Origin of the sequence: Asticcacaulis sp. AND118, from assembly GCF_020535245.1 — a bacterium.
In the GTDB taxonomy this organism is placed as follows: domain Bacteria; phylum Pseudomonadota; class Alphaproteobacteria; order Caulobacterales; family Caulobacteraceae; genus Asticcacaulis.
Window position 1 is genome coordinate 365144 of sequence record NZ_CP084911.1, and the last position, 25334, is coordinate 390477.

17 protein-coding genes are annotated in these 25334 nt (G+C 62.9%); 11 read left to right on the forward strand and 6 right to left on the reverse strand.

The window, feature by feature from the left end; genetic code table 11:
• Positions 1–13 precede the first annotated feature (13 nt).
• The 3 genes from LH365_RS15140 to LH365_RS18705 all read left to right on the forward strand — a co-directional run bounded on the left by LH365_RS15140 (position 14) and on the right by LH365_RS18705 (position 2704).
• Positions 14–526, forward strand: coding sequence for a DUF6438 domain-containing protein (locus LH365_RS15140; protein WP_226746186.1), 513 nt, complete (start codon positions 14–16; stop codon positions 524–526).
• Positions 527–732: 206 nt separating this feature from the next.
• Entirely contained in the window at positions 733–2061 is a 1329-nt protein-coding gene (locus LH365_RS15145; protein ID WP_226746187.1) for an oxygenase MpaB family protein, read from the forward strand.
• Positions 2051–2704 (forward strand): CerR family C-terminal domain-containing protein, encoded by a 654-nt coding sequence (locus LH365_RS18705; protein WP_304502309.1) that lies wholly within the window; start codon positions 2051–2053, stop codon positions 2702–2704. The genes LH365_RS15145 and LH365_RS18705 overlap by 11 nt, the downstream gene beginning before the upstream one ends.
• 167 nt (positions 2705–2871) lie before the next feature.
• On the opposite strand, the gene LH365_RS15160 is transcribed toward LH365_RS18705, so the two are convergent.
• On the reverse strand, positions 2872–3966 hold the full coding sequence (locus tag LH365_RS15160; RefSeq protein WP_226746188.1) for an alpha/beta fold hydrolase: 1095 nt from the start codon (positions 3964–3966) through the stop codon (positions 2872–2874).
• Positions 3967–4079: 113 nt separating this feature from the next.
• On the opposite strand from LH365_RS15160, the gene LH365_RS15165 reads away from it, so the two are divergent.
• The 3 genes from LH365_RS15165 to LH365_RS15175 are packed head-to-tail and all read left to right on the forward strand — an operon-like array spanning position 4080 to position 9264.
• The gene (locus LH365_RS15165) at positions 4080–5876 is read left to right on the forward strand and encodes a DUF885 family protein (protein WP_226746189.1); all 1797 of its coding nucleotides are present in this window, start codon (positions 4080–4082) and stop codon (positions 5874–5876) included.
• A gap of 15 nt (positions 5877–5891) precedes the next feature.
• A complete protein-coding gene (locus tag LH365_RS15170) occupies positions 5892–8231 on the forward strand; it encodes a S9 family peptidase (protein ID WP_226746190.1) in 2340 nt (779 codons plus the stop codon).
• 19 nt (positions 8232–8250) lie between these two features.
• Positions 8251–9264: an Ldh family oxidoreductase gene (locus LH365_RS15175; RefSeq protein ID WP_226746191.1), complete on the forward strand. Its 1014-nt coding sequence runs from the start codon at positions 8251–8253 to the stop codon at positions 9262–9264.
• A gap of 293 nt (positions 9265–9557) precedes the next feature.
• Here LH365_RS15175 and LH365_RS15180 read toward each other — a convergent pair whose 3' ends face one another.
• Positions 9558–10577, reverse strand: coding sequence for a cupin-like domain-containing protein (locus tag LH365_RS15180; protein WP_226746192.1), 1020 nt, complete (start codon positions 10575–10577; stop codon positions 9558–9560).
• A 200-nt stretch (positions 10578–10777) separates the two neighbouring features.
• On the opposite strand from LH365_RS15180, the gene LH365_RS15185 reads away from it, so the two are divergent.
• The 3 genes from LH365_RS15185 to LH365_RS15195 all read left to right on the forward strand — a co-directional run bounded on the left by LH365_RS15185 (position 10778) and on the right by LH365_RS15195 (position 17952).
• Positions 10778–13780, forward strand: a complete 3003-nt coding sequence (locus tag LH365_RS15185) for a TonB-dependent receptor domain-containing protein (RefSeq protein WP_226746193.1) — start codon at positions 10778–10780, stop codon at positions 13778–13780.
• 191 nt (positions 13781–13971) lie between these two features.
• A complete protein-coding gene (locus LH365_RS15190) occupies positions 13972–16323 on the forward strand; it encodes a Tat pathway signal protein (RefSeq protein ID WP_226746194.1) in 2352 nt (783 codons plus the stop codon).
• A 222-nt stretch (positions 16324–16545) separates the two neighbouring features.
• Entirely contained in the window at positions 16546–17952 is a 1407-nt protein-coding gene (locus tag LH365_RS15195; RefSeq protein ID WP_226746195.1) for an amino acid permease, read from the forward strand.
• Positions 17953–18004: 52 nt separating this feature from the next.
• Here LH365_RS15195 and LH365_RS15200 read toward each other — a convergent pair whose 3' ends face one another.
• Entirely contained in the window at positions 18005–19348 is a 1344-nt protein-coding gene (locus LH365_RS15200; RefSeq protein WP_226746196.1) for a sigma-54 dependent transcriptional regulator, read from the reverse strand.
• A 48-nt stretch (positions 19349–19396) separates the two neighbouring features.
• Positions 19397–21103, reverse strand: a complete 1707-nt coding sequence (locus LH365_RS15205; RefSeq protein WP_226746197.1) for an ATP-binding protein — start codon at positions 21101–21103, stop codon at positions 19397–19399.
• Positions 21104–21301: 198 nt separating this feature from the next.
• Here LH365_RS15205 and LH365_RS15210 point away from each other — a divergent pair, with 198 nt between their 5' ends.
• On the forward strand, positions 21302–22678 hold the full coding sequence (locus tag LH365_RS15210) for a dicarboxylate/amino acid:cation symporter (protein WP_226746198.1): 1377 nt from the start codon (positions 21302–21304) through the stop codon (positions 22676–22678).
• 124 nt (positions 22679–22802) lie between these two features.
• A complete protein-coding gene (locus tag LH365_RS15215) occupies positions 22803–23489 on the forward strand; it encodes a TorF family putative porin (RefSeq protein WP_226746199.1) in 687 nt (228 codons plus the stop codon).
• Here the strand turns inward: LH365_RS15215 and LH365_RS15220 are convergent.
• Entirely contained in the window at positions 23486–24718 is a 1233-nt protein-coding gene (locus tag LH365_RS15220) for a PAS domain-containing sensor histidine kinase (protein WP_226746200.1), read from the reverse strand. The two genes, LH365_RS15215 and LH365_RS15220, sit on opposite strands and share 4 nt — an antisense overlap.
• Entirely contained in the window at positions 24708–25292 is a 585-nt protein-coding gene (locus LH365_RS15225) for a response regulator transcription factor (RefSeq protein WP_226746201.1), read from the reverse strand. Before LH365_RS15225 ends, LH365_RS15220 begins: the two co-directional genes overlap by 11 nt.
• Positions 25293–25334 lie beyond the last annotated feature (42 nt).

The following is a 25334-nucleotide window of genomic DNA, read 5'->3' on the forward strand; positions in this document are numbered from 1 at the left end:
GGAGAGCGGCAAGATGGTGAAGGTGGCGATGATAGCGGGCGGTCTGGCCCTGCTCGCTTTAGGCGGTTGCGCCTCGATAGGCGGGACCGGTGCGCCGGCGACCCCGGCGGAAACGATCAGCTATTCGGTCGGCCCGTGCTTCGGCTTCTGCCCGGTTTACAGTGTCGAAGTCACGCCCGACGGTACGGTGCGCTATACCGGCGAACGCCACACGGCGGTGCTGGGCGGCAAGGAACTGATCGGTCAGACCGGCGCGCACAAGGCCATGCTCAAGGCGCTGGCCCCGTACCGCCCGGCCACCGGTCAGACGGCGGATACCGAGTGCGAGCAACAGGTCAGCGACCTTCAGCATTACCGCATCGTGTGGAAGGCTGCGGACGGCACCGAAACCGTCCTCCAGCATAATCAGGGCTGCCGATCGCCCAGGAATGATGAACTGAACAAGGTTTTGCAGGGCCTCCCCGCCAAGCTCGGCATCGCCGACTGGGCGAAATCCGAACACCGCCCGGGCGTGTCGCGCGGCTAGTCAGGTTTACCACAGATGGCCCCAGATGACCGCCTTTGGCGGTCTGCACAGATTTCATTGTAACGGTCGTTTCATCAAACGCGGTGCATCTGTGTCAAGGCCCGCTCTGCGGGCCGCATCTGTGTCATCTGTGGAGATTCTTCCCTTGAAATTCGCCTCCGTCGTGAATATCTATCATTTGATAGGTATTCGCGACGGAGGCGAAAATGACGACGCGCATCCATGCCGACCTGTGGGCGCAGGCCGAAGCGCAGGCCCGGGCTGTGCCGGCCATCTACGGTGATATCGACTTTTCCACCCTGCCTGAGCGCTTCACCATCGATCCGGCGGCGGGCGATCTGGGCATCTTCCCGGAAATCACCCCGGACCTGAAGGCCGATGAGCCCCTGACCGACCTGATGGCGGTCTATACGATGACCGGCGACGCGGTGGCCGACGCCTATGCCGCACGACTGACCGATTACGGTTTCAAGCCCCTGATCCAGATGCTGCAAACCGCCTGCGACAAAGGGATCGCGGCGGTGCCGGACGCGCCGCCGGAACTGGCGGCTTTTCTCGCCGATATGGAGGCGACCCCCGACTGGATCGACATGGCGCTGGTCGAAGAAGGCGCGCGCATCGAGCGTAATCAGTATGCCCACCTCGTGCCCTTCGCCATTCGCGGGGCGTTTCTCGCCACCTTCATGAACACCTATTCGGCCCTGCCGATGGCGCTGACCGGCAATCTGACGGATCAACTGGCGGCTAAACGCGTGCATGAGACGGCGACCTTTTTCACCCTGACGGTCATGCCCGGTGCGCTCAGGCGTTTTGGAGCGGCGTTCAAGGCGGCGGCCATGGTGCGGCTGATGCATTCCATGGTGCGTTTCAATTTGCGCCACAGACCCGGCCTGTGGGACACATCGGTCTATGGCGTGCCTATTCCGCAGGTCGATCAGATGCCGGCGGGGCAGATCGGTTCCTTCCTCCTGGCCTTTCAGGCGCTGAAAGACGGACGCGACAGCTTCACGCCGGAGGAGCGCGCGCGTATCGAGATCGCGCGCTATCGCTGCTTCCTGCTGGGCCTGCCCAAGGCCCTGCTGGGCGAGACGCCGCGCGAGATCGCCCGCCTGATGCTGGCGCGGCAGGCCACCCTGCGCGCCGCTTTCGACGACAAGACCTGCGGCGCGCTGGTGCGCGGGACGCTGAGCACCGAACTGTCGTCCGACCCGACCCCGCTGGGGCGGTTCGAGCGGCAACTGGAGCGCAGCTTCTCCAAGGCCTTTTTCATCAAGCATTTCCTCAAGGGCAATGCAAAGCGCGCCGAACGCATGGGCGTGCGCTACACCCTGTTCGACCGCAAGATGGCGCTGATGGCGGCGGCGGGCATCTTCTCGCAGCTTAGGGTCTTCCGCGTGCTGAGCGACATTCCGGTGGTGCGCGAACTGGCCGACCGGCATCTGGTGTACAAGCTGAAAGGCCATCTGAAACGCTACGGCCACGCCGAATTTGCTTCCGACGGCGATAGCTACAAAGGCGCGCCGCATGGCGGTTAAGGAGGCTCGACAGGGCTACGAAAAGAGCGAGGCGACGCGCGCGGCCATTATCGCGGCCGGTCATCGTTTCTTCGGCGCGCAGGGCTTTAACGGCGCGACCACCCGCGCCATTGCCGAGGCGGCGGGCGTGGCCCTGCCGGCCATTGCTTACCATTTCGGCGGCAAGGAAGGGCTGTATCTGGCCTGCGCCGAAGATATCCTCAGCCGTTATTACGCCGAAACGGGCGCGCTGGCGACGCAGGCCCTGACGGCGCTGAGCGAAGAGCCCGGCGAGGCCGTATGCCGCGACTATCTGCGGCGTATTCTGAAACAGCTTTTGCGCGTTTTCGTGCAGCCGGACGCGGGCGATTACCGCGCCGACTTCGTGACGCGCGAACTGCGCGATCGCGGCCCGGCGTTTCAGCGGCTTTGTGAGGGGCTGTGGCTGCCGGGCGTCGATCTGGTGGCGCGACTAGTGGCCGGCGTGAAGGGGCGCGCCGGGATGGCCGACGATCAGGTCGATGCGCTGATGCTGATTTCGAGCCTGCTGGCCTTCAATACCGGGCGCGATGTGACCTTGCGTATCCTCGGTCTCGACCGGTTCGACGCCGATGCCTTTTCCAGACTGGATGCGGCTATCGATCGTCTGGTGGCTGGTATTTAAGGTTTTACCACAGATGATACAGATGACCGCCTCCGGCGGTCTGCACAGATTTCATTTTCACTGATGTCTCATCGAGCGTGGTGCATCTGTGTAAAGGCCCGCTGTGCGGGCCGCATGTGTGGCCATCTGTGGAGACTCTTAAAACCATGCGGCGTGCGCAGAGCCGCCTACTTCGCCTCCGTCTCTTTCAACAGAGCCGCCAGATCGGCCTTCCAGAACCTGGCCCACGTATGCGTACCGTGGCCGCGTGTCTCAGGCGAGGAGGGGATCAGGCGGTATTTTACGCTCTTCATCTGCGGCAGGGTGGCTTCGGGGATGCCCAGTTCCGGCGGGTTGATGAAGTCGTCCGCCGAATTGATCCACATGGTCGGCGCGGTGATTTTCCCAAGGCCGGGCAGGGGGTTATAGGTGCGCGAGGCGTCGAACTGATAGATGAAGTCGTTGGCGTCGCGCGAAGCGATGTCCTTTTCAATCCGCTCGCGCACATAGGTTTCGGCGGCTTCGCGGGTGGGGAACTGCGTCTGGAGATATTCCGGCGCGCTGCCGGCCATGACCGAGAGCGCCGCCGCCGTGCGCAGGCCCAGCACCGGCTGGGTCGTATAGTTGCCGCCTTGCCAGACCGGGTCGGCGCGAATGGCGTCCATGGCGGCGATGCGCCACATGCGGTTGCGCCCGGCGATTTCCACCGGCTGACAGGCCATCGGCATCAGGGCGTCGGCATAGGTGGGATGCGTTTCGGCCCAGACGAAAATGTGCATGCAGCCCATCGACGTGCCGAAGATCAGCCGCAGATGCTCAAGCCCGAAAGCCTGTTTCAGCATGAGGCGCTGGGCCTCGACCATGTCGTCATAATCGTATTTAGGGAAGGCCATGCGCAGGCCGTCCGACGGCTTTGACGACGCGCCATGACCGATGTTATCCGGCAGGATGATGAAATAGCGCGAGGCGTCGAGCGGCTGACCGGGTCCGTAAAGCTCGTCGGCGAACTGCGGCACAAGGAACTGCGCGCCCGATCCGCCGGTGCCGTGCAGGATCATCACCGCATTGGTGATGCGGCCCTTGGCATCCCGTTTGGGCGTGCCCAGCGTGCGGTAGTGCATACGCAGGTCTTTCAGCGTCTCGCCGGTTTTGAAGCGGAAATCCGTCAGCACGACCTCACCCTGTTTAACGGCGGAGGCATCGAAGGCGAGGGCCAAAGACGGGGCCGGAAGCGTGGCCAAGAGCCAGCCCGCGAGGCCGAGCGACAGGGTTTTGAACGACATAAAAGGCCTCGTTAAAAAGTTAAGAACCGACGACGGAGTGAGTTGACTTATGCGTATATCGTATACAACATACAATTTATCAGGCTGAATTCAACATCTAAGGGCTGGCTATCATGATGCGTTCTGTACGGGTTTCAACCCTTCTTGCCTTGGGTCTTCTGACCAGCGTCTCCTTCCTGCCGGTCGCGGCGGCGGCTCAAGCCCCGGCGTCTCCGCCCGCCTATCAGGCCGGTCAGTCGGCCGACGCCAATATGAAGGCGCTGTACGAGGCCGAATGGACCTGGCGTCAGGCCGAGATGGGTCGTTCGGGGCCGGGACGCGGCATGTCGGGCGCCAAGCTGCCGACCGTGACGCCGGAAACCTATGCGCGTCGTCTGGCCTATTGGGACAAGGCGCTGGCCGAATACAAGAAAATCCCTCTGGACAAGCTGTCTCACGACGAACACATCAATGCCGAGGTGTGGTTCGCATCGGTTTCGGCTCAGGCCGACAATATCCGCTTCAAAACCTACGAAGCGCCGTTCAATTCCGATACCTTCTTCTGGACGCTCAACTCGCGTCAGGGGTTCCGCACGGTCGAGGAATATTCGAACTACATCGCGCGCCTGCGCGACATTCCGCGCTATTTCGGCGAGCAGACGGTCAATATGAGGGCCGGCATCAAGCGCGGCTACACGGTTCCCTACGTCTCGACAGTGGGTCGCGACAAGACGATGGAGCCCTATGCCAAGGCCGATGAGGCCAACCCGCTCTACGACGCCTTCCGCGACATGCCGGAAACCATCCCGACGGCTGAGCAGGCAAGGCTCAAGGCCGAGGCCCTGACGGTCATCCGCACCGTCGCCGCGCCGGAATACAGCAAACTCCTGACCTTCTTCCGCAGCGAGTATCAGCCCAAGGCGCGCCGCGACTTCGCTGCCTGGTCGCTGCCCGACGGCAAGGCCTTCTACAAGGCGCGCATCAACGAATTCGTCACGCTGGACATGACGCCGGAAGAGATCCATCAACTGGGTCTGAAGGAGGTCGCCCGCATCCGAGCCGATATGGAAAAGACCATGACGGATTCGGGCTTCAAGGGCACCTTCCCGGAATTCCTCGTCTTCATGCGTACCGATCCGCAATTCTACGCCAAGACGCCGCGCGAACTGCTGTCCTATTCGGCCTATGTGTCGAAAAAGGCCGACGGCAAGCTGAAGGACTTCTTCGCCGTCCTGCCGCGCTACCGCCACGCCATCCTGCCGGTTCCGGATGCGGTGGCGCCTATCTATACATCGGGCCGCGGCGGGCTGGATTCGTGCCTGATGAACACCTACGCGCTGGAATCGCGCCCGCTGTACAACCTGCCGGCCCTGACCTTGCACGAATGTACGCCGGGTCACTCGTATCAGGCGGCTGCCGCTCTCGAAGCGCCGCCGCGCCCGGACTTCCGCCGCTCGACCGGCTTCTCCGGCTATGGCGAAGGCTGGGGCCTCTACACCGAATGGCTGGGCACCAAGATGGGCATCTACGAGACGCCCTATGAGGAGTTCGGCCGTCAGACCTTCGAGATGTGGCGTGCCGCGCGTCTGGCCATCGACACCGGTCTGCACACCAAGGGCTGGACCCGTCAGCAGGCCATCGACTACCTGAAGGAAAACACCGCTCTGGCGCAGCTCGACATCGAAAACGAAGTCGACCGCTATATCGCCTGGCCGGGTCAGGCCCTGGCCTACAAGATCGGCGAGTTGAAGATGCGCGAAATGCGGGCGCTGGCCGAGAGCGAACTGGGCGCGGACTTCGATCAGCGCACCTTCCACGACACCATTCTCAACATGGGCTCGGTGCCGCTCTCGACCTTCGAGCGCGAAATGCGTGGCTATATCGACGCGGAAAAGACCCGCGTTGCGGCCAAGAAGACCTCAGGCAAGTAAGCGGGAGCGGGGACGATGAAGAACGGGGTGAAGGCAGTTCTGGCTGCCACGATGCTGCTTGCCCAGCCGGTATGGGTTCTGCCTGCACTGGCGGCGCCGGAAGTGGCCGATTATGAAAAGGCCATTGGTCTGCGCGATGCGTGGTCCGGCCTGACGCGCGATATTGCCGAGCCGGCGCAATGGATCGAAGGTACGCAAACCTTCGTCTACCGCAAGTCGGTCGAAGGGGGTTTTCAGTTCATTCTGATGGACGCGACGACGGGGCAGAAGCGCGTAGCCTTCGATCATGACCGGCTGGCGGCGGCGTTCAATGCGGCGGTGGGGACGAACTTCACCGGCCTGACCCTGCCGTTTACCGCGCCCTTCTCCACGACGAATTTCAGCGACGGCGGCCGCAAGCTGTCGATCCGCTGGGATGAAGCCATGTGGAACTGCGATCTTGTCGCCTATAAGTGCGAAAAGGCCGTGCGCAACCGTCAGGGCCGCGGCTTCTCAGGCGTGGTGCGTGACCTGAAGACGCCTGCCGATAATACGCCCAAACTCTCGCCGGACGGCAAGTGGCTGGCCTTCGTCGATAATTTCAACGTCGCCATCAAGCCCAAGGCGGGCGGCGAGACGATCCGCCTGTCCACCGATGGCTCCGAAGGCCTGTTCTACGACCCGGAATCGATCCAGTGGTCGCCGGATTCCCAGAAGATCGTGGTGCTGCGCGTTCAGCCGGGCTTCCGCCGCGAAGTGGTGCGGGTGATCTCTTCACCGAAGGATCAGGTCCAGCCCAAGATCGATATCCAGCTTTACCCGAAGCCCGGTGACGCCATCGACATCGACCGTCCTGTCCTGTTCGACGTGACGACGAAAAAGCAGACGCATATCCCGTACGATCTGTTCTCCAACCCGCTGCGTCTGCGCGATCTGACGTGGCGCAAGGACAGCAAGGGTCTGCGTTTCGAGTACGATCAGCGCGGCCATCAGGTCTATCGCCTGATCGAGGCCGATGCCGCGACCGGCAAGACCCGCGTGGTTGCCGAAGATACGTCGGACACCTTCATCAACGCCTATGGCCGCCGCTACAGCTACGATGTCGGCGGAGAAGGCCGTGAACTGATCTGGATGTCCGAACGCGACGGCTGGAACCATCTCTATCTGTACGATGCGACGACCGGCAAGGTGAAGACCCAGATCACCAAAGGCGAGTTCGTGGTGCGTCAGGTGCTCAAGGTCGATGAGAAGAAGCGTCAGATCTATTTCGCCGCCAACGGTATGCGCAAGGGCGAAGACCCGTACTTCCAGCACTTCTACCGCATCGATTTCGACGGCAAGAACCTGACGCCGCTGACATCGGCTCCGGCCTTCCACGACGTGGCCTTCTCTTCGGATATGCAGTTCTACACCGATACCTATTCGCGCGTGGACATGCCGAACGTGATGGAACTGCGTCGTGTGTCGGACAACAGCCTCGTCTCGACGGTCGAAAAAGGCGACATTTCGCGCCTGACCGCCGCCGGTTTCAAGCCGCCGGAAGTCTTCACGGCCAAGGGCCGCGACGGCAAGACCGACATCTGGGGCGTCATCGTGCGCCCTACCCATTTCGATCCGAACAAGAAGTATCCGGTCATCGAAAACATCTATGCCGGGCCGCATTCGTCCTTCGTGCCCAAGACCTTCTGGCCCTTCGGCCCGCACTCCAGCGGCGACAAGGTGATCGGTATGCAGGCGCTGGCCGATATGGGCTTTATCGTCGTGCAGATCGACGGCATGGGGACGCAGAACCGTTCCAAGGCCTTCCATGACGTCGCCTGGAAGAACCTGCAGGATGCCGGTTTCCCCGACCGCATCGCGTGGCACAAGGCGGCGGCCGCCAGGTACGGTTCTTACGACATCAGCCGCGTCGGCATCTATGGCGGCTCCGCCGGCGGTCAGAACACGCTGAGCGCGCTGGAAGAATTCCCGGACTTCTACAAGGCCGGCGTCGCCTATGCCGGTTGTTTCGACAACCGCATGGACAAGATCGGCTGGAATGAGGCGTGGATGGGCTGGCCTCTGGACGAGAGCTATTCGCGCTCCTCCGGCGTCGATAATGCTTATAAGCTCAAGGGCCACGTCATGCTGGTGGTGGGCGAACTCGACATGAATGTCGATCCGGCCTCGACCCTGCAGGTGGTCAATGCCCTGATCAAGTCGCGCAAGGATTTCGACCTGATCGTCGCGCCGAACGACGGTCACGGGGCCTTGCGCACCACGGGCGACGTCAATTACGGACTGCGCCGCCAGTACGACTTCTTCATCCGCCATTTGCAGGGCGAAGCGACGCCGCAATGGAATGCGCAAGCCGATACCCTGCCGAAAATGAAGTGACTATCAGAGACCTGACTGAATGACCGACACCGTTACCCTGACGCTCGACGAGGCACAGGCGCTCAGCCTGCGTACCCTGACCGGCAATGGTTTTTCCGAAGCCCATGCGCAGGCGATCACCGCCACCATCATGGCCGGTCAGCGCGACGAGTGCCATTCGCACGGCCTGTATCGTTTGCTGGTCTGCGTGGCGACGCGCAAGGCGGGCAAGGTCTCGAACGCCGAGCCGGTGATCACCGACGCGGCGCCGGGTCTGGTACGGGCCGATGCGCAGGGGGCCTATTCCTTGCTGGCGCTGGAACGCGGTCTGCCGCTTCTGGCGCAAAAGGCGCGGGCGCAGGGGATTGCGGCTCTGGCCATCAATCACTGCTACCACTTCTCAGCCCTGTGGCCGGAAGTCGAGGCCATCGCGGCGGAGGGGCTGGTGGCTTTGGCCCTGACCCCCAGCCATGCGTGGGTCGCGCCCTACGGCGGGACCAAGGGCGTGTTCGGCACCAATCCGCTGGCCTTTGCCTGGCCGCGACCCGACAATAATCCGTTCGTCTTCGATTTTGCCACCAGTGCGGCGGCGCGTGGCGAGATCGAACTGCACCGCCGCGCGGGCAAGCCCATCCCCGAAGGCTGGGCCGTCGATGCGGAGGGCAATCCCACCACCGACGCCGAGGCCGGCATGGCCGGGGCCATGCTGACCTTCGGCGGCCACAAGGGGTCGGCGCTGTCGGCGATGATCGAGCTGATGGCGGGACCGCTGATCGGCGATTTCCTCAGCCTTGAATCCTATGTCTATGACGCCGGGCAGGGGGCGACGCCCTATCACGGGGAACTGCTGCTGGCGATCAATCCGGAAACCTTCATGGGCGGTAATGTCGCGCACCATGCCGGTCGGGCTGAGGCTTTGTTCGACGCCATAGTGGGGCAGGGCGCGCGCCTGCCGTCTCAGCGCCGCTACGAGGCCCGCGCGCGTAGTCTGGCTTCGGGTACGGTCAGTATCCCGGCCAGGCTGCATCAGGATATTCTGGCGCTTACGCCTTAGAATTTAAGATTTAAGACTCTCCACAGATGGCCACAGATAGATGCCCGCATATGCGGGCATCACACAGATGGTTTGGTGAGTGTTACTGATCTTTAGAGCGGAATGATTTCTGATGGAATCATTCCGCTCAAGCCGCCATTGCGGCGGCGGCCAAGGTGGCGGAGCTACCGCCCGGCGAGGGCGTAAACAAAATCTAGATCACTATGTTTCCATAAGAAAACATAGTGATCTAGCCGCCGAAGCCGGCATCTGTGTAAATCTGGGGCCATCTGTGGAGAATCTTTCGAAGGGCGTTACCCCTCCAGCGCCTTCAGAATCTGGCGCTTCAGCCGTCGGCGTGTGGCCGCATCCAGTGGTCCATAAAGCCCTTTGTCCCGCGGGCTGAGGTGCGCCACCGGGTCGCCATTCTCACCGAAGACATAGTGCGCGAACAGATTGCGCCACACGGCGCGTTCGTGCTCAGGCAGGTCGCGTATGGCGAGGATCGCGTGCAGGAAGGCGTCGGACGGCGGCGTATCCGCCTGCGCCGCCGCATCCCACCAGTAGTTGACCAGCACGTTGAACGGCGACAGCGAACGCACCTGATGCCACCAGCCGTAGGGTATGTATATAGCGTCGCCCGGCTCCAGCTCGACATCGATACGCGCCGCCTGCGCTTCGGCAAAATGCGGGTAGCGGTCAAGATCGGGTTTATCGATATCGACCATGCTGACCGGAACGCCGCCGATGGTGCGCTCGTACGGTCCCGGATAGAGGTTCGGCAACTGCTCCGGCGGGAAGAGGCTGAAGCGCCGTCGTCCGGCCACCACGCAGGCGATATTGTCGTTCAGATCGTAATGGGTGCGCGTCACCACCGCATTGCCGACCCAGATACGCGGCGCGACGTCGGGCAGGAGGTCGAGGCGATTCTCCCCGCCGAAACCCGGCATCTGACGCGCGATGGGGGTGGATTGCAGGCTGATCGCCATGGGCTCGGTCTTGCCGCGTTCGGCTAATAGCCGCTCGATCACTTCCGGCAGTGTGGCCGGGCCGTGGCTGAAATTGGTAAGGTGGGTGTCGAAGCCGTAAAAGAAGCTGCCCCTGGCCTGCGGCGGCGCGACATAGACGCCGGCGGGTTCGCCCGAATCGTGACCGAGGAGGTAGTCGCAAAGCGCTTCATCAGACCGCATCCCCTTGGCCACAGAGGGCCAGTCTCCGATCGCGCCCCTTAAAAGCGCGGGTCTGCGCGCCGGACGGATAACCGTCTCAAACAGCTCGCGATCCGGGCGATCGTAAGCCGGAACGGCACTTGAGACACGGGGATCGGTAGGCATGGCAGGCGGCTCCGGGACGGTATGGGGTTAAAGAATGGCAAAAAAGCCGCACTCGGCACATCGTATACTTTATCGAGCCAAATCGTATAATTTATAATTGACGAGCCTTCGTAACGGTGTTTAGCTCAGATTGTGTCAGAAATGTTTCCGGAATGCGTCTGTTCATTCAGTCCGACCGGGCGACTAAAGGGGATCGAGATATGAAGCGTACAACGCGGTCGTTAATCATGAGTAGTGTGGCGGCCTCCGCCATTTTCACCGGCTGGATGGCTGCGCCTGCCATGGCGCAGGAAGCCGGCGCCAGCGAAGTCATCGAAGAGGTGGTCGTCACCGGCACCCGTATTCGCCGTCCTAACCTGAAGAGCGCCTCGCCGATCACCACGGTCGATGCCAAGGAAGTGGAATTCCAGGGTTCGGTCGCCGTCGACTCCTTTCTCGCCAAATTGCCGCAGATCGAAGCCGCCGCTAACGAAAACGGCTCGAACGGCTCCAGCGGCCGCGCCACGGTCAACCTGCGCAGCCTCGGGGGCGGCCGCAGCCTGGTTCTGATTGACGGTCAGCGTTTCCTCCCGACGCAGGCCATGGATCTCAACTTCATCCCGACCGCCCTTGTCGAGCGCACCGACGTCCTGACGGGCGGCGCGTCCTCGGTTTACGGTTCGGACGCCATGTCGGGCGTCGTCAACTTCATCCTGCTGAAGAATCTCGACGGCGTGCGCATGAACGCGCAATACAGCATCTATAACCACAAGAACGACGAAGGCTATCTGCGCAAGATCCAGTCGGACAAGAAGTACAAGCTGGCGCCGGACAATGTCTGGACCGGCCGCAAGTTCGATTTCAACGTCGCTGCCGGTGCCAACTTCGAAGACGGCAAAGGTAATGTCGCCGGTTACTTCGGTTATCGCAAGATGGATCCGGTCCGTCAGGACCAGTACGACTATTCGAACTGCGCCATCAACTACCCGCCGGCCTCGGTCGCGCCGGCCGGTACGGCCTATGTCTGCGGCGGTTCGGCCACCCACGCCTACGGCTCGTTCCGTCCGCTGACCTACACGCCCACCGGCGGCACCGCCGTCAACACCAACGCGACCGGCGTGCAGTACGCCAATGCGATGGACGGCTCCAAGACCTGGGTCACGGACGGCCCGGACTTCTACTACAACTATACGCCGGACAACTATATCCAGCGTGACAGCGAGCGCTACACCGCCGGCGCCTTCTTCAACTACGACGTCAATGAGAAGATCGAGGCCTATGGCTCGTTCATGTTCATGGACGACGTATCGGTCTCGCAGGTCGCCCCGTCGGGCATCTGGACCGGTCGCGCCTTCACCGTGAACTGCGATAACCCCTTCCTGAGCACGCAACAGCGCGGTCTGCTGTGTAACGGCAACACGACCGGCAATGCCTCGACCTGGGTGGCCCTGCGCGGCGTCGGCGGCGAAGGCCGTCGCAACGACATGCGTCATACCTATTACCGCGCCAGTCTCGGTTTCCGCGGGACCCTCAATGACGCCTTCAGCTATGACGTGAACTACAGCTACGTCACGGCGCGCGAGCGTACAAACTACCAGAACGACATCAATCAGAACAAGGCGGCCCAGGCGCTTCAGGCGGTCACCGTGGGCGGTCAGGTCGTCTGTAAGGACACTTCGGGCGGGTGTAAGCCGATCGACGTCTTCAGCGCCAAGGGCCCGTCGAGAGAAGGTTATAACTTCATCTACTCGCCGACCTTCACCGCCAACGATCAGGACATGAAGGTCCTGTCGGGCTTCGTCAGCGGCGATCTGGGTCAGTATGGCGTCACCTCGCCCTGGGCTTCTGATGGTCTGCAGGTCGTTCTGGGCGCCGAACATCGCGAAGAAACCACGGCCACCAAGTTCGACCAGGTTCAGATCGACGCTGGTTCGATCAATTCGGACGGCGTGATCACCACGGACGAAATCTTCACTGAAATCGAAGCGCCGCTCATTCAGGACAAGCCCTTCGTCTACTCTCTGTCGTTGGCCCTGGGCTACCGCACCTCGACCATCAAGGTGTCGAACAGCACCAACCCGGAACGCGAGAAGGAAGCGGACACCTACAAGTACGAACTCAAGTATCAGCCGATCCCGGATGTGCTGCTCCGCGCTTCGTACAATAAGGCGATGCGCGCTCCGAACGCCGGCGAACTGTTTGCGGCCCAGTCTTACGGCAATATCGCAGCCACCGACCCCTGTTCGCAGAATGGTATCGCCCAAAGCGGCGCTACGCTTGAGCAGTGCCTGCGTACCGGCGCCACCACGGCTCAGTACAACGCCAAGACCATCCCGGACTGCCCCGCCACCTTCTGTACGCGTCAGGGCGGCGGCAACCCGAACCTGAACCCGGAAACCGGCAAGACCACCACCTATGGCGTCGTCTTCACCCCGCGCTTCGTGCCGGGCCTGTCGGTCAGCCTCGACTACTTCAAGGTGCGTATCGAAGACTATATCGGCACGATCAGCCCGACCGTCGCCCTGTCCCAGTGCGTGCAGACCGGCAACCCCGTGTTCTGCGGTCTGATCCATCGCGACCCGCTGACCGGCGCCATCTTCGGTCCGGGCGCGGACGGCGGCTACATCGTCGGCACTAACGTCAACACCGGCTATCTGGAAACCAAGGGCTGGGACGTCAATGCCGCCTACACGCTGCAAACCGAAGACGTATTCCAAAAGGACTATGGTTCGGTCAACTTCAGCCTGACCGGCACGCTGCTCAAGTCGCTGGAAACCGAAGCCATCCCGAATGGCGGTTCCTACGATTGTAAGGGCCTGTTCGGTCCGGTCTGCGGCCAGCCGGCTCCGGAATGGCGCCACAGCCTGCGCACCACCTGGCAGACCAACTGGGGCGATACCTTCTATCTCCCGGCGGCCGTATCGATCAACTGGCGCTATATGGGCGTGGTCAAGCTGGCGTCCAACACCGGCAAGCCGTTCCTGACGGGCACCAAGTCGACCATCGACGCCAAGATCCCGGAATACAGCTATGTCGACATCGCGGCGACGTTCAACGTCACCAAGGGCGTCGTGGCTCGTGTCGGCATCAACAACCTCTTCGACAAGACGCCGCCGTACATGAACGACGCGCTTCTGACCGAATTCGGCAACGGCAACACCTATCCGGGCGTCTACGACCCGCTGGGCCGCATGTTGTTCGTCGGCTTCAACGCCAAGTTCTGATGAAGATGCCGGCGCTCCGCTCCCACGGCGCGCCGGTTTCCGTCAGGACCTGACGTCCTTCTGTAGCCTTAAACTTCCCCATTTCATCCGGCGGTTTCTCCTCCCCCAACCGCCGGGCGGGGTCCCCCCTGGGCGGCAAACCCGATTGCGTGACGGTTTGCCGCCATTTTTTTATCTGTGAGGCCTCCCCCATGACCAACGGATTCCATCGCCGCGCCTTTTTGCAGGGATCGGTTGCGGGCACCGCGGGCCTTGGTGTCACCGGAATGGGTGTGGCCGCCGCCGCGCAGGTTTTGCCGACACTCGAAAGCGCGGCTTCGGTGAAAACCGCCGGTTTGACGCTGTTGGCGCAATTCACCGCCCACGGCGTACAATGGACCGTTCATGAGGACCAGACCCGCCGCGACGGCGCGATCGTCTTTACCTCGGACAAGGGCGCGTTCTCGTTGTCCAAACGCCCCGAAGCCGTTTTCGACGATATTCAGCCGTCCTATCTGGGGCTGGCTCTGAAAGACATCTGCCTGGCCGATGCAGACCTTCTGGCTGACAAGCTGCTGGCCCATGGCGGCGATCCGGACCCGGAAGAGGTGCGCAGGGCCGCACCACCGGCGGGCTGGAACTTCACGCGCGAATCGCTGTGGTGGCGTATGCCGTGGACGACCTTCATCGGGACGAAGCAGCAGGGCGACACCATGCCCATCTTCCCCAACGGGCGCACGCGCGCCTTCCGTCCGGAGCATGAGTTTCCCGAACTGAATGGCGATGACAATGTCAAACGCCGCTGGGAAGGGCTGTTGGGCGGCTGGCTGCCCGCCATCCACAAGATTATCGAAATTTCGCCGACCCGCCATTACGACCTGCTGGTCTTTGCCGATGTGACGGCCAAGGATCGGCTGGTGGTGCAGACCTGGCACCGTACCATCCAGTACGACAACGGTCGGCCGGTGAAGACCACCTTCGGTCATTCCTACGCGCCATTCCCGCGGCGTCGCGTCGATCCGACGCCGGAGGCCTTTTATGAGGGGCTACTGACCTTTGCCGGCTACTGGCAGGCGGAACTGAAGGATCAGGCGGCGCTGCAGATCCCCGACGCCGCCCTGTCCGACATGGTCACCCACGCCTTCGCCAAGGAGCTGATGACGCGACCCGGTGGCGTCTATCCCAAATACGGCGTGGTGGATCGCGACTATTTCGGCCCGGAATATGACGGGTTTCAGGACACCTTCACTTCATCGCTTTACGCCAATCTCGAATGGGGCCGCTTCGATCAGGCCAGGGCCGTGTTGGTCAACTATTTCGAGGAATTCGTCTTCGACGACGGGCAGGTCAATATGCGCGGCCCTGAAGTGGCGCAGTTCGGCCTGACGCTCAGCCTGCTGGCGCGTTATCTGCGCTATACGGGCGATGTGGCGACGCTGAAGCGTTTTGCCGGCAAGATCGAGAACACGTCGGCCATCCTTACCGAACTGCACGACGTGGCGCTGAAAAAGCCCGCGACCGACGCCGGTTTCGGCCTGCTCGACGGCTGGAGCGAGTCGGACGCCTGTCTGCATCCGGACCCCAGCGTGTGGTGGAAGCCCTACTGGAACAATTCGGCCTTCACCGTGCGCGGCTGGCGCGACATCGCAGCCGTCTGGGGCGTCATTGCACCCGAGAAGGCAGGGCTGTCTGCCGACTGGGGCCAGCGCGCCGACGCGCTGCAGGCGCAACTGGTCAAGTCCCTGCGCGCCAATGTCCGCCACGAACTGAAGCCGCCCTATGTCGCCATCCTGCCCGGTGCGAAACTGACCCACCGCGAAGCGATGGTCGAAGCGCGCCAGACCAGGAAAAGCAGCGAGCAGGGTTGGGCGCACCGCGTCTATGCCGAACTGTTGCACGCTGATGTCATTCCCGACGATCTGGCCCATACCGTCATCAATGCCGTGCGCGGGCATGGCGGTACCGCCATCGGCGTTCTGGCCAATTTCGGCCCGGCCAATGAAAAGAGCCGCGATCAGTTGGGCTTCATCTCCTACGGTTACGCCCAGCAACTCCTGCGCTCGGAGCGCATCGAGGAATATCTGCTGTTCCTGCACTCACACCGCTATCATTCGCACACGCCGGGCACCTGGGTGGCGGGCGAGGTGACCGGGATTACCGGCGGCCTGCCGCTGTTCTGCATCCCGGCGCAACTGACCATCCCCAAGCTGGTGCGCTGGGCCATGGTCTTCGAATCGTCGGACGAAGACACCCTGTGGCTGGGCCGCGCCGTGGCGCGCGACTGGATCGCGTCCGAGCAGCCCGTGGCCATCACCGCCGCGCCGACGCGCTGGGGTCCGGTCGACTTCCGCCTGCAGCGCAAGGGGCTGACCCTTAACGGCGAAGTGAAACTCACCGGTTCTTCCCTGCCGAAAGAGGTGCGTTTGCGTCTGCGCGTGCCGAAGGACATGGCGGTGGCGTCGGTGAAGCTCGATGGCCGCAAGGTAGCGCTGACCGGCGAAGATGTGGTTTTCTCGCCGAAGGCCGGACGCGCGGTCATCGAGGCCAAACTGCGCAAGATTTAGAAAACTTGACAAAAAACGGCGTTCGTTAACCTTTGCGGCAGGAAGGCGGTTGACAGCCGCCCGAAAACCGCGACAAATCGTATACGAAATCCGAATGGGCAGGCTGTGCGTCTGTGGCTGTTTTTGGTTTATGATTACGCGAGCGGCGACGGACACCGACAGGTAACGGCGCCGTTTTCCGGGGACGGGCGCGTTAAGCGTCTTTGAAGTAAGGATTTTTTCATGGGACTTTTTGGACCGCTCAAGCCGCTGCACCGGGCGGAAGAAGACGGTAAGGCGCTGGCCAAGACGCTGAGCTGGCCGCACCTGATGGCGCTGGGTATCGGCGGCATCATCGGCACCGGCATCTACACGCTGACCGGCGTCGGCGCCGGTCTGGCCGGGCCGGGCGTGTTGGTCTCGTTCGCGTTGTGCGGCCTTGTCTGCGCCTGCGCGGCCCTGTGCTATACCGAAATGTCGACCCTGATCCCGGCGGCGGGTTCGGCCTATACCTACACCTATTCGGCCATCGGTGAGATCGCTGGCTGGGTTGTCGGCTGGGCCCTGATCCTCGAATATTCGCTGGCCTGCTCCAGCGTGGCGGTCGGCTGGTCGGCCCACCTGGTCGGCTGGCTGAACGAAGGGATCGGTTTGCAATTGCCCGCCTTCCTGCTCAATGCGCCGCACGCGGGCGGCCTCGTCAACCTGCCCGCCGTTCTCGTGTCGCTGGCGGTAATGGGGCTGCTGATGGTCGGCGCGCGCGAAAGCGCCACGCTGAACATCCTGCTGGTCATTATCAAGATCGTGGCTCTGGGCGCCTTCATCATCCTCGGCTTCCCGGCCATTCAGGCGGGTAATTACGACCCGTTCGCCCCCTATGGCTTCATCGGTCAGCAGATCGGCGGTGAAAAGGTCGGCATCATGGCCGCCGCCGCCATCGTCTTCTTCGCCTTCTTCGGTTTCGACGCCGTGTCGACCTCGGCCGAAGAGGCCAAGAAGCCGGGCCGCGATCTCACCATCGGCATCCTCGGCTCGATGGCCGTCTCGACCCTCATCTACATGCTGGTGGCCGGTGTCGCGGTCGGCGTCGCGCCGTTCCAGGAAATCGCCAACAGCGCCGAACCCCTGCCGCACATCCTGCGTGAGATCGGTTATCCGATGGTCGCCGGTCTGGTCGGTCTGGCCGCCATCGTCGCCCTGCCGTCGGTCATTCTGGTCATGATGTACGGCCAGAGCCGCATCTTCTTCGTCATGGCCCGCGACGGCCTGCTGCCGCAAGCTGTGGCCAAGGTCAACAAGAAGGGTTCGCCCGCTCTGATCACCATGATCACCGGCATTTTTGTGGCCATCTTCGCCGGCTTCGTGCCGCTGAAGGAAATCGCCGCCCTGTCGAACGCCGGCACGCTGATCGCCTTTATCGCCGTGGCCCTGTCGATGATCATTCTGCGCCGGCGTTTCCCGGACCTGCCGCGCACCTTCAAGGTGCCGGCGCACCTGCTGGTCGGCATCGCGGCGATCCTCGGCTGCGCCTTCATCTTCTACAGCCTGCCGGTTCAGAGCCAGGTCTTCACCCTGGTGTGGATGGTCATCGGCCTCGTGGTCTACTTCTCCTACGGCAAGTGGCACAGCCGTCTGAAGAAGGGCGCGTAAGCGTTCAGGCCTCAGTCAGGCAGAAGGGCGGGAAATCCCCGCCCTTTTTCGTTTATCCACCGCGATAGGTGTTGAGGTCGATGCCGTACTTGTTGACCTTGTCGTAGAAGGTCTTGCGCGGCAGTTTCAGCGCCTCCATCACCGTGCGAACCTGCCCCCCGTGGCGCTCCAGCGTCTCGCGCAGCAGCGCCGCCTCGTAGCGCGCCACCTGTTCGGCCAGGCCCGGCGCATCGACATCCGTCCCCGGCAGGCTCTCGTCGATACCCAGCGCGTAGCGTTCGGCATATTGCTCAAGCTCACGCACATTGCCGGGCCAGTCGTGCTGACGCAGGTGACTCTGGGCCTGAAGGCTCAGGCGCGGGGCCGGACGGCCCAGTCGCGCCGCCGCCGCCAGCAGGAAGTGCTGAAACAGCAGCGGAATGTCCTCGCGCCGCTCATTCAGCGGCGGAACGCGCAGGGTGACGCCGCTCAGCCGGTAATAGAGGTCGGCGCGAAACCGCCCGTCGCGCACCGCCTGCACCAGATCGATGCGTGTGGCGGCGATGACGCGGATATCGACCTGACGCGGGCTCTCGGCCCCCTCCGGCCACACCTCGCGCGTTTCCAGCACCCGCAGGAGTCGCGCCTGCTGGCTGAGGGTCAGGCCCTCGACCTCATCAAGAAACAGCGTGCCTTTATGCGCCTTTTCTATGCGCCCGATCAGGCGCGGCGCCCCCGGCCGCAGGCCCTGTTCGCTGCCGAACAGTTCGCTCTGAAAGCGCTCCTCGTCCAGCGCGGCGCAGCCGATATGGACGAAGGCCCGGCCCTTGCGGGCGCTGAGCGCGTGCAGGGCGCGCGCCACGCGGTCCTTGCCCACGCCGGTGTCGCCGCTGATCAGCGTATCGACCTCGGCCTCGGCGACGCGCACCACCACGCTTTTGAGGTGGGTCATGACGGCGGAATCGCCCAGCAGCGGGTAGCGGCTGTCCTGATCGGCCAGTTGCGCGTGGGCCTGCCGCAGGCGGCGATTTTCCAGCACCAGTTCGCGCGTCTGCACGGCGCGGCGCACGCTCTGACGCAGATCGTCCTGCGCAAAGGGCTTCGACAGGAAATCATAGGCCCCGTCCTTCAGCGCCTGCACAGCCATGGGCACGTCGCCGTGACCGGTCATCAGGATCACCGGCAGGTCGGGGTCGACGGCGCGGATACGGGCAAAGACCTCCAGCCCGTCCATGACCGGCATCCGCACATCGGTGATCACCACGCCGGGAAAGCCCGCCTCGACAACCTTCAGCGCATCGGAGCCGCTGGCAAAGGCCTGCACGGTGAACCCGTCAAGGCGCAAGGCCTGACTTTGCGCTGCCAGCAGATCGGCATCATCATCAATCAGTATCAGGGGCGCGGTCAAAGGGGTCATGGGTCAGGGTCATCGGGTGAGGTCAGGGTGCGGGATCAGGGTGCGGGGTCAGGGTGCGGGGTCAGGGGCTTTACGCAGGGTAAGAATGAAGGTGGCGCCGGTTCCGTCGCTTTCGGCACTGAGCGCGCCTCCGAAATCGCGCAGAATATCGTGAGCGATAACCAGGCCGAGCCCCAGCCCCTTGGGCTTGGTGGTGACGAAGGGGGTGAAAAGCTGCGCCTGAACCTCCGGCGGCAGGCCCGGTCCGTTATCGGCAACGCGCAGACGCACCCGATCGCCGTCGGCGCTGAGGCTGAGGCGCACCTGCGCGTCAGTAGCGCCGTCCAGCGCCTCAAAAGCGTTTTGCAGCAGATTGACCAGCACCTGCTCCAGCCGCACGCGGCTGGCCATGACCCTCAGCGCCGGGTCGATGGGGTCGCAATTCAGGGTGACGCGGTGGTCGCGCAGCCGACTTTCATTGAGCAGGATAGACGATTCCACCGCCTCTTTCAGCGGCACGGGTTCGACATCGCTGGAGGCCTTGCGCGAAAAGGTGCGCAACTCGCTGGTGATATGGCCGAGGCGGTCGCACATGCGGATAATGGCGCTGAGATTTTCGGCGATGAGGGCTTTCGCGCCGCGCGCAGACGGTTTTTGGCTGGCGGCCGTTTCGGCCAGAACGCGGATGGTGGCTACGGGCTGGTTGATCTCATGCGCCACGCCGGCGGTGATCTGCCCCAGACTGGCCAGCTTGTTGGCCTGCACCAGATCGGCCTGAAGGCGGCTGAGGCGGCGTTCGGCGGTGCGGCGTTCGCGCACCTCCTTCGACAGGCGTTCATTGGTGGCGCTGAGCGCCTCGGTGCGGGTGGCGACGTCGCGTTCCAGCCGCTCGCGGTATTCGGCCTCGCGCGCCGCCGACTGCCGCCGTTGCCGCAGCCGCCGCCATTGCCAGGCGCTCAGTGTCCCCAGCAGGCCAAGGGCCAGAGCCGCGGTCAGGGTGGCGGCGATAGCCGTATCGCGCGCCGCCTGATCGCTGCTGATGACGTGCAGCTTCCAGCCCACGCCGGGCAGGTCTATGACCGTGTCGATCTGACGATCCGTCAGGGCGGGGAGGGGCTTGAAACGCCGTTCGGGGTGCGCGGTCAGGAAGACTTCGCCGGTCGGGCCGGTGACGTAGGTGTCTTCCCCCAACCCGCCCCAGGTGGCCTCAATGGGGTCGAATTCCATCTTCACCACCACCACACCCAGCCTGCGCCCGGAGGCGGTCACGGCGCGGGCGAAAAACAGGCCGGGCTTGCGGCTGACCGTGCCCAGCGCGAACTGCGTCGCCGTGCCGTTGGCCATCGCCTCGCGGAAATAGGGCCGGAAGCTGTAATTGCTGCCGACAAAGGAGACGGGCAGGGCCCAGTTACTGGCCGACACCGTCTGGCCGGAGGCCTGAATGATATAGATGACCGCGCTGCGCGTCTGGGTGCGCAGTCGCTCCAGCTTTTGGGATACGCTGGTGTAGAGAGCCGGCCGGTTGCTGAGCAGCGCGGCGGTCACGTCGCTGTCGTCGCTGAGAACCAGCGATACTGTTGTCTGTCGCTCCATTTCGCTTTGCAGGACGGCGGCGCGCAACCGCGCCCGCGTTTCGACATCCTCAGAGACGATGCGCAGGGCCCCGTTATAGCTCAGACTATAAACGCCCCACAGGCCCAGCCCCAGCCCGGCCGTACAGGCGAGACCGGCAAGAACCAGCAGAGGCAACAGAATCTTGCGCGGTACAAGGAGCATACGGCCATCATAATCCTTTGCGAAATTTCGCACAATGCTCAGCTTTTCTGTGTGAAATTCCACACAATATGACGACTCGATTTCGTAGTAAAATTATATATTTCAATATATTAATGAAAATGGATCGAATTATGGGCAGAGGGGTGCCGTCGGATTATGGTGGGTTAACAAAAATCACCAAAGGGTCGAGGAACGCACATGCTGATGCATACCCCTACTGAAACGCTGACAGCGGCCGCGCCGCGCAAGCGCCCCTTCTACACCCACCTCTATTTTCAGGTTCTGGTCGCCATCGCTCTGGGCGCGGCCATCGGGCACTTTTATCCGCAGACCGGCGAGGCGCTGAAACCGTTGGGCGACGGCTTTATCAAGCTGGTCAAGATGATCATCTCTCCGGTCATCTTCCTGACCATCGTCACCGGAATTGCCGGCATGGGCTCGCTGAAAGGCGTCGGTTCGGTCACGGGCAAGGCCTTTGCCTACTTCCTGACCTTTTCGACCCTGGCCCTGATCGTCGGCCTGATCGTCGCCAATGTGGTGCAGCCGGGGCACGGCATGAATATCGACCCGGCGACGCTTCATAATGCCAAGGTGGATGAATACGCCGCCAAGGCGCACGAAACGAGCCTGATCGGTTTCGTGATGGACATTATCCCGACGACCTTCACCTCGGCCTTTGTCGAAGGCAACATTCTTCAGGTGCTGTTTATCGCCATCCTGTTCGGCATTTCTTTGATCTTTGTCGGCGAACGCGCCAAACCGCTGGTCAACCTGCTGGAAACCGTCAGCCACGCCATCTTCAAGATGGTGTCGATCCTGATGAAGGCCGCGCCCATCGGGGCCTTCGGGGCTTTCGCCTTCACCATCGGCAAGTACGGCATCGCGTCCATCGTTAATCTGGCGGCGCTGGTCGGCACCTTCTACGCCACCTCGGCCCTGTTCGTGATCGTCATTCTGGGCGCCGTCTGTGCGGCCAACGGCTTCTCGATCTTCAAGCTGATCGGCTATCTGAAGGCGGAGCTTCTTCTGGTGCTGGGCACCTCGTCCTCGGAGTCGGCCTTGCCGAGCCTGATGGAAAAGATGGAAGCCGCGGGCTGCAAGCGCTCGGTCGTCGGCCTTGTCGTGCCGACCGGCTATTCGTTCAACCTTGATGGCACCAATATCTATATGACGCTGGCCGCCCTGTTTATCGCTCAGGCCACCAATACCCACTTGTCGCTGGAACAGCAGTTGCTGCTTCTGTCGGTTGCCATGCTGTCGTCCAAGGGCGCGGCGGGGGTGACGGGCGCGGGCTTCATTACACTGGCCGCCACCCTGTCGGTGGTGCCGACGGTGCCGATCGCCGGTATGGCCATCATTCTGGGCGTCGATCGCTTCATGTCGGAATGCCGTTCGATCACCAACTTCATCGGCAATGCGGTCGCCACCGTGGTCGTCAGCCGTTGGGAAAAGTCGGTGGATATGGACACCTTCCGCGCCGCCCTGAGTGGCAAGCCTGTGGTCGAGGCCGAACCGGTCGTGGCCATCCACGGTGCGCCCGCCGGTGTTCAGGTTGGCGAAAAAAGCGCCGACTGAACCGACTGGCTTAGGGGCGCTCCTCCCACCCCCTGCGCCCCCGACTGACCCGTGCCGGAGTACCGGTTCGAGCTTCCGGCACGGGTTTCTTTTTCAAATAACAAAATGAAATACGGAGGCAAACATGTCTGCGAACGGAACCCTTTTGTCTGCGGCCCTGCTGCTGGTTATCCCTGTCGCCGCTCAGGCCGAAACGGTCAAATATTCGGCGGAAATCAAAGCCCTGAGCGACGGCATCTATCGCGGCGTCAGCCAGACCGAAGGCCGGCCGCAATATACGGCCGGGGCGCAGGCCGCCTATGGCAAGGTCTTTGTCGGCGTTCTCTATAAATCCATGCGTGACCGCACGACCGGCGTCGACAACCAGACGCAGGCCATGCTGGGCTACAGGACGAAGATCCTCGGCAACGACGTCACGGCCCGCGCCATCTTCAAGCAGTATAACGGCACCCGAATCGGCATCGATAACGAGTTCATGGAGTATGAAGTCAATGCGGCGCGCAAGCTGAATGCGCGTCTGACCGCCAAGCTCAATCTGGCCTATTCCCCGGATAATTATGGCAAGGCGAAAGAGGCGACCTATGCCGAATGGGGGCTGGACTACAAGCTGACGCCCAAGCTGACGCTCCAGGCGGCTAACGGCTTCCGTCACAATCAGTACAGCACCGATTACACCAGCTATCTGGCGGGGATAAGCTATGCGGTAACGCCGAAGTTCAACGCCAGCCTGACCTTCACCACGACGGACAAGTCCGAACTGGGGGCACGCTACGGCGACTCGACCTTTGTTACGCTATCGAAGAAGTTCTAAACCCGCGTCAGCGTAAAGGCGAAACGGGCCCCGCCCAAGGCGTCCGGGTCGCCGGGGGTGACCGGCAGCAGGCTCAGTTCCGAACCGTGGCCCTGCACGATCTGGCGCGCCAGACTGAGGCCGACACCCGTGCCGGTTGCCTTGGTGGTGAAGAAGGGCATGAAGACCTGACGGCTGTGTTCCGTGGGGATGCCGGGGCCGGAATCTTCGATCAGAACGCTGATCGCGGCCTCATTCGCTGTCACGCGCAACCGGACGCGCGCCTCGCCTTTCTCCAAAGCCGCCTGCGCGCCGTTATTGAGCAGATTGCCGGCGCACAGCCACATCTGGTCCTCGTCCATTCGGATGTGCATGTCTTCGGGCGGGACTTCCCACAGGAGCGTCACGCCCTTGTCCGTCCCCCCTTTGTCCGACCATTGGGCTGTGAAGCTCTCGTGCAGGACGTCCAGCCATTCCGACAGGCGCACCGTCTGCACGCTGGGTGGCGGCAGTCGGGTCAGAGCGCGGTAGGCGTTGATAAAGTCGTGCAGACCCTCGGTGCGGGCGACGACGCGCTCCAGCGCCTTGACCGCCAGGTGGCGCGCTTCGGGCGTATCGTCGTGCAGCAGGTCGAGCGCGCTCTTGCTCATCGAGGCGACGGGCGTCAGAGCGTTCATCAGTTCGTGGTTCAGCACGCGCAGCAGGTCGCGCAACGCCGTGGCCTCGGCGGCCCGCACATCGGCGGAAATGTCGGTCAGGACCGCCAGTTGCGAAGTGCGGTTGTCCTCGATCAGTTCGTTGTGCTGAACCGCAAAGGTGCGGCCCTCCCACACGATCTGACGGCCCGGCGCGAACAGGTCGCCCTCGCCCAGGAGGTTGCGCCGCACGGCCAGCGGCAGGGCGTAGGCCACGCCGAACAGTTGGCGGGCGGCGCGGTTGACGGCGATGAGTTGATCGTCATCGGTCTGCAGCAGGAGCGGCGAGGGGGCCTGATCGAGCAGCATCTGAAGCCGCCGCCGTCCCAGCTCGGCGGTAAAGATCGGCGCGGGACCCAGCCTTGACCGCAACCGTTCGCGCGCCAGATGGAAGGCCGGGCTGTTGACGCCGGCGACGGCCAGCCCCACAGCGCCCAGTCCGCACACGACCGCTGTGGCGTAATAGCCCTTGCTGAAGGCCAGCCACAGCCCGACCCCCAGTGCGAAGACGCCCACCTGCGCGGCGATGCTGAGCCATATGCGCCTAGAGTCCATGCTTTTCCATGCGCCGGTAAAGCGCCGCCCGCGTCAGGCCGAGATCCTTCGCGGCGTGCGAAATGTTGAACTGATGCCGGCCCAGCGCGGCCTTGATCAACTCGCGCTCGGAGCGTTCCAGATTGAGGTCCTGCGGCGGCAGATCGGCGGGCACGCGCGGCGGGGTGTCGATGGCGGCGCGCAAGGACGCCACCAGCCGCTCATTGTTCCACGGCTTGACCACGAAGTCCTGCGCTCCCAGCCGCATCGCCTGAATGGCTATGCTCATGCCCGAATGCCCGGTGACGACCACGACGGGCAGGTGCGGGGTTCTGGCCAGTTGCTCCTGCAAAAAGGCCAGTCCGGCCTCGCCCGACGTGTCGCCGCGCCGGTAGTTGAGGTCGAGCAGCAGCACGTCCGGGGTTTCGGCATAAAGCAGACCGCGCGCCTCATCCGGGGACTGCGCGGTGCGTAAACTAAACCCGTGCCGGGTCAGGACCAGCCCGGCGGCATCGAGGATATCGGGATCGTCGTCGAGGAAGACGGCGGTCCTAAGCGGCGGCTTTTCGGTCTCTGTCTGGGCTTCGGAAGGCATGTTCGGATTCGGACACCTGAGGGGCGTTTTGTCACCTGATTT

Coding starts and splice junctions, on each gene's coding strand:
- LH365_RS15220 (WP_226746200.1), bottom strand. CDS start 24,718: ATGGACTCTAGGCGCATATGGCTCAGCATCGCCGCGCAGGTGGGCGTC.
- LH365_RS15185 (WP_226746193.1), top strand. CDS start 10,778: ATGAAGCGTACAACGCGGTCGTTAATCATGAGTAGTGTGGCGGCCTCC.
- LH365_RS15160 (WP_226746188.1), bottom strand. CDS start 3,966: ATGTCGTTCAAAACCCTGTCGCTCGGCCTCGCGGGCTGGCTCTTGGCC.
- LH365_RS15175 (WP_226746191.1), top strand. CDS start 8,251: ATGACCGACACCGTTACCCTGACGCTCGACGAGGCACAGGCGCTCAGC.
- LH365_RS15145 (WP_226746187.1), top strand. CDS start 733: ATGACGACGCGCATCCATGCCGACCTGTGGGCGCAGGCCGAAGCGCAG.
- LH365_RS15170 (WP_226746190.1), top strand. CDS start 5,892: ATGAAGAACGGGGTGAAGGCAGTTCTGGCTGCCACGATGCTGCTTGCC.
- LH365_RS15225 (WP_226746201.1), bottom strand. CDS start 25,292: ATGCCTTCCGAAGCCCAGACAGAGACCGAAAAGCCGCCGCTTAGGACC.
- LH365_RS18705 (WP_304502309.1), top strand. CDS start 2,051: ATGGCGGTTAAGGAGGCTCGACAGGGCTACGAAAAGAGCGAGGCGACG.
- LH365_RS15190 (WP_226746194.1), top strand. CDS start 13,972: ATGACCAACGGATTCCATCGCCGCGCCTTTTTGCAGGGATCGGTTGCG.
- LH365_RS15215 (WP_226746199.1), top strand. CDS start 22,803: ATGTCTGCGAACGGAACCCTTTTGTCTGCGGCCCTGCTGCTGGTTATC.
- LH365_RS15205 (WP_226746197.1), bottom strand. CDS start 21,103: ATGCTCCTTGTACCGCGCAAGATTCTGTTGCCTCTGCTGGTTCTTGCC.
- LH365_RS15180 (WP_226746192.1), bottom strand. CDS start 10,577: ATGCCTACCGATCCCCGTGTCTCAAGTGCCGTTCCGGCTTACGATCGC.
- LH365_RS15165 (WP_226746189.1), top strand. CDS start 4,080: ATGATGCGTTCTGTACGGGTTTCAACCCTTCTTGCCTTGGGTCTTCTG.
- LH365_RS15200 (WP_226746196.1), bottom strand. CDS start 19,348: ATGACCCCTTTGACCGCGCCCCTGATACTGATTGATGATGATGCCGAT.
- LH365_RS15195 (WP_226746195.1), top strand. CDS start 16,546: ATGGGACTTTTTGGACCGCTCAAGCCGCTGCACCGGGCGGAAGAAGAC.
- LH365_RS15210 (WP_226746198.1), top strand. CDS start 21,302: ATGCTGATGCATACCCCTACTGAAACGCTGACAGCGGCCGCGCCGCGC.
- LH365_RS15140 (WP_226746186.1), top strand. CDS start 14: ATGGTGAAGGTGGCGATGATAGCGGGCGGTCTGGCCCTGCTCGCTTTA.